This is a genomic window from Chamaesiphon sp. VAR_48_metabat_135_sub (genome assembly GCF_031418915.1).
GTDB lineage: Bacteria > Cyanobacteriota > Cyanobacteriia > Cyanobacteriales > Chamaesiphonaceae > Chamaesiphon.
The window spans coordinates 1-5206 of record NZ_JANOJV010000311.1 but is presented as its reverse complement, the minus strand read 5'-3'; the positions used below and the strand labels follow the sequence as shown (position 1 = coordinate 5206).

3 protein-coding genes are annotated in these 5206 nt (G+C 44.4%); all 3 read left to right on the top strand.

From position 1 onward, the window contains the following. Positions 1 to 1045: ShlB/FhaC/HecB family hemolysin secretion/activation protein (locus RMO55_RS21325; protein ID WP_310430093.1), on the top strand; the 1045-nt coding region annotated here is incomplete at its 5' end. Positions 1046 to 1237: 192 nt separating this feature from the next. Next, positions 1238 to 3625, top strand: a complete 2388-nt coding sequence (locus tag RMO55_RS21320; protein ID WP_310430091.1) for a CHAT domain-containing protein — start codon at positions 1238 to 1240, stop codon at positions 3623 to 3625. Between the two features lie 188 nt (positions 3626 to 3813). Beyond that, positions 3814 to 5206 (top strand): filamentous hemagglutinin N-terminal domain-containing protein (locus RMO55_RS21315; RefSeq protein WP_310430089.1); only part of this gene is annotated, 1393 nt, incomplete at its 3' end.

The following is a 5206-nucleotide window of genomic DNA, read 5'->3' as shown; positions in this document are numbered from 1 at the left end:
GACTTGGAAAGCGGGCGTAAATATCGCTAACAATCGTACTCCCAGTATCGGCGATATCCAGACCCAAGTTTACGCATCTCAAAGCAATCTCACTGGATTGGGCGATGGGATTGGGGTTTCCTATGGTAGGAGCCAAGCCAGTAATGCCTTCGATTTCAACTATACCTTGCCCCTCAATCCTCACAACGGTACCCTAAAACTACAATACGGCCTATCTAATAGTCGCGTAATTGAAGCACCGTTCGATCGATTAGATATTAATGGTACCGCCCAAGATATGTCGCTGAGCTATCGTCAACCACTGATCCAAAGCTCATCTGAAGAATTTGCCCTGGGTTTAACCCTAGGGAGAAAAGAAACCAATACTAATTATCTCTTCTCCATCATTAAGGAAAAAGTCGGTTATCCCTCGCCTGGAGCAGATGCCAACGGGATTACGAGAGTTAGCGCAGCCCGTTTCTTCCAAGACTATACGATTAGAGATACCCAACAGGTATTCGCCGCGAGATCGCAAATTAGCTTGGGCGTAAACGCTCTCGGTGCGACGATTACCCCTTCATCACCCGATGGCAAATTCCTCACCTGGCGGGGACAAGCTCAGTACGTCCGCGCTCTCGCTCCCGATAGCATATTCCTCGTCAAACTCGAAAGTCAACTGGCAGATCGCCCCCTACTAGCCTTAGAACAGATCGGTTTTGGCGGACAGGATACGGTGCGCGGCTATCGTCAAGATTTAGTACTGGGTGACAGTGGTGTAGTTGCCAGTGCGGAAGCCAGATTCCCGATTTTCAGCACCCCTGGTAGCAAACAACTATTGCAAATCGTCCCCTTCGTCGATTTTGGCGTAGCTTGGAACAAACCGCCAATTGCTAGTACCACGCCAAACACCCTCGGCTCTGTGGGACTTGGTTTGCGGTATCAAGGTGGGGAAAATTTCTCTGCCAAACTCGATTATGGTATTCCTTTTACCTCGATCTCACAAGAAAAACGCACGGTACAGGAAAAAGGTTTGCACTTTTCCCTAGGTTACAACCACTCGTTTTAAATGAGGGAGGGTGGATTAATTGTGAGGGCATAAAATCTAGCATCCTGGTGCTTCGTCGTCAACCGCCCGCGACTAAAGTGCGGGCTAGTAGCAAAAGTCATCTAAAGAGGACTGAAAGACTTTTATCTTTTGACAATTAATCCACACTAGCATCTTCGAGGGCGAAAAATATTTAAACTAGCAAAAAAAATTATGTCTCACACCAAAATCTATTTAACAGCCCTCCTCCTGAGCCTCCACACCATCTTACCTGCGACTGCTGCCAATCCACCCCAGACAACAAGTTCAGTCAGCCCCAAACCCCAACAAGCTGCCAATAATCCACTGCTCAACTACGCTCAAACATTAAACGAAAGAGGCGCGGAATATTTAGCCACAGGGCGAGCAAATCTCGCCCTGGATAACTGGAAAGAAGCGCATAAAATTTACACCAAAATTAGAGATAAACAAGGGATAATTGGTACCGAAATCAATCAAGCGCAAGCCTTGCAATCTTTGGGATTTTATCATCAATCTCTCTTGAGTTTACGATCGGTCGATACCCGCCTTCAAAAAGAACCCAATTCACCCCTCAAGGTAAAAGGATTGCTCAGTTTAGGGAATGCTTTAAGATCGCTCAACTTGCTCGACGCTAGATCGGGAACTGCTACTCAAGGGATTAGTTTAGGTGCGAAAGAAACACTAGAGCGGGCACTAACTATTGCCAAAACAACCGACGATCCTGCCATGATCGATCGCATCAAATTGAGTCTGGCTAATACGCTCCAACTGATGGGTGAATCCCAAATTCAACCAGCGATGGATACCTATCGAGATGTGATTGCTACTGGCGCGCCCTTACCCAAAGTTCAGGCAAAGATTAATTTATATCGGCTAGAATCAGCTCGACAAATCAGCCCTAATACTGCTGAATTTATCGCTGAAGTTAGTAAGGAGCTAGAGGTAATACCACCGAGTAATAGCACGGTCAATGCATATATCAACTTAGCAGAAACCGTCAAAAAATATCAAGCTAGTAATTTGGTCGATCGAGATTCCGTGATGGCAGTTAGTAAACTTCTGACTACGGCGATCGGTCAAGCCAGAACAATTAAGTATAGCCGAGGAGAAGCCGAATCGATCGGGGCGTTGGGTAGTTTGTATCAAATGACTGGGCAAAATAAAGAAGCTCAGAAATTAACCCAACAAGGCTTATTAATTGCCGAAAGTTTACCCGCTCCCGATCTTGCGTATCGACTTCAATGGCAACTTGGAAAAATTCTCACAATTACTAGCCCTGACAATCCGACTGCGGCAATTTCTGCCTATCGCCAAGCAGTAAGTAATTTAAAATCGCTGCGTAACGATCTAAATTCGAGTGATGCCGATCTCCAATTTTCTTTTCGCGATAGTGTCGAACCAGTTTATCGAGAACTAGTCGCTTTATTATTAAAAGACGACGAAAAAACTCTCGTACCCAATCTCGAAGCTGCCCGCGATTTAATGGAATCATTGCAAGTAGCCGAATTAGAAAACTTCCTGCGTCAAGGCTGCTTAGATACCTATACAGTCCAGTTAGATAAAATCGATCGATCGGCCACAATTGTGTACCCAATTGTTCTACCCGATCGAGTCGCTGTAATTACCTCAGCACCCAAACAACCACTTCGCTATTATAGTCGGCCAATTTCTGAAACTGACCTTGAAGAAACGATTAATAAACTCCGCACCAAAATCGAAGATCCTGAATTTACACCTGAGAAAGAGCAAGCATTTAAAAAACAATCAAAACGCATTTACGATCTAGTTTTAGCCCCAGCAGTTACCGATTTACAAAGAACGAATACTAAAACCCTCGTCTTTGTTCTCGACGGCATTTTGCGAAATATTCCGATGTCCGTATTGTATGATGGCAATAAATATTTAGTCGAAAATTACAATCTGGCATTAACCCCAGGATTGCAACTAGTGCCACCACAAAATTTGCTCGATCGGGGACGATCTCAAGCCTTCTTAGGAGGCATCAGCGAGGCTCGTCAAGGCTTCCCTTCCCTACCTGGAGTCCAACCAGAACTAAACTCAATTAGTAAGCTGATTCCCAGTCAAAAACTCCTCAATGGCGACTTCAATCAAAATCAAGTTTCGACTAATTTAATAGCGAGTAGTTCCCCGATTGTCCATTTAGCAACCCACGGACAATTTAGCTCCAAACCTGAAGATACTTTTATCCTCACCTGGGACAAAAAACTCGATCTAAATCAACTAAATAACCTCCTCCAAAGTCGCAACAATCAACCGAATAAAGCGATCGATCTCCTGGTATTAAGTGCTTGTCAAACCGCTGCTGGCGACAACCGTGCGACACTAGGTTTAGCCGGAGTTGCAATTCGCGCTCGAGCCAAAAGTACGATCGCTTCTTTATGGTCTGTTAGTGATGATGCCACTGGCGTATTAATGAGTAATCTTTATCAAAATCTGGCTGCGCAAAAGCTCGGTAAAGCTGAATCATTAAAAACAGCTCAACTATCCTTAATCCAAAATCCTAAATATCGCGCGCCCTTCTTCTGGGCACCATTTGTTTTAGTAGGTAATTGGCAATAGTGGTGGATAGTGAACAGTCATAAATACGAAGCACTATATCCCTGACTTCTTAAAGAAGTCGGGGATATTTTCATGCGATCGAGATCGAAAAAGTATCCACTAAGCACAGAATTTTCTAGTTAAATTGCTTAGAGACAAAAATTAATTTACGACATATACTATCGATAATTCTGCCAATTCAAATAGCGATGATAACTCCCAGAATTTTATTAAGTTTATTGACCCTCACTACTGTACTAATCAGTGCGAATATCGCTCGTGCCCAAACTTACCAATCCTCCAACCGAATTCCGGTAGCAGATAGTACATTAGGCACTAAAGTCTCAGGCAATAATAGTAACTTTACGATCGAGGGAGGATTGAATCGGGGGCAGAATTTATTTCATAGTTTTACAGACTTCTCAGTACCCACAGGCGGCGGCGCGACTTTTATCAATCCAGTTGGCAACCAGTCAATTATCACCCGCGTCACAGGTAATTTATTCTCTGATATCAATGGTTTAGTTAATACTCAAGGAGCTAATTTCCTTTTGATTAACCCCAATGGGATGGTATTCGGCCCAAATACTCAATTAAATGTTGGCAAAGCCTTCCTCGGGACTACGGCAAATGGCGTAGATTTAGTCGATGGTAGCGGCAGAAAGATTACCTTTGGTACTAATCCCAATGGCGATGCACCATTACTGTCAGTTAATCCCAATGTATTTTTTAATGTCTCCCGCTTGAATCCAGGTGGGGGAAACGCTCAGATTAGCAATTTTGGCACGCTCCAAACCGATAATCCGAATCAGTATATCGGTCTGTTCGGTGGAAATATCTCGATGAATGGGGGACAGATAATTGCTCCTGGTGGGCGAGTTGAACTAGGCGGATTAGGCGATGTATCATTTACCAACCAAGCTAGGATAGATGTCGCAGGGGCTGGCGGCGGCGATATTGCGATCTCTGCGAGGAATCTAGAGATCTTAGGCAGAAGTATTTTAGTTGGTGGCATCGAGCAAGGCTTAGGGACACCAGCAACTGTGGCGGGAGATATCAAACTCAACGCCACTGGAGCGATATTACTAGGCTCAAATAGCATCGTTGCCAATAATGTTGGCTTAAATTCCAGCGGTAATGGTGGCAATATTATCGTCGATACTGGTTCTTTATTTTTATTAGAGGGCGCACAACTTCAATCCTTAACTTATGGAAAAGGGAATGCGGGGAATGTCAAAGTAACTGCTAAAGATGCTGTTTTCCTTACGAGTCCAGGAACTACTATCCTCAGCACAGTAGAAGCAGGAGCTGTTGGCAAAGGTGGTACGATCGACATTAATGCTGGTTCTCTATTTCTCAAAGATGGTGCTCAACTAGCAACAATCACTCGTGGAGCCTCTGCTACCCAGCCAGCCGGACAAGGAGATGCAGGCAATGTTAAGGTCAAAGTGACTGGTGCTGTCGATATTAGCGGTCAGAACACATTTTTCAGTGGGATTCGCAGTGCGGTAGAAACAGGCACAAAAGGTAATGGGGGCAATATTACCATTGATGCTGGTTCCTTCTCCTTAGGAGATGGTGCTAGACTTGAAGCCTCAACTT

Coding starts and splice junctions, on each gene's coding strand:
- RMO55_RS21320 (WP_310430091.1), top strand. CDS start 1,238: ATGTCTCACACCAAAATCTATTTAACAGCCCTCCTCCTGAGCCTCCAC.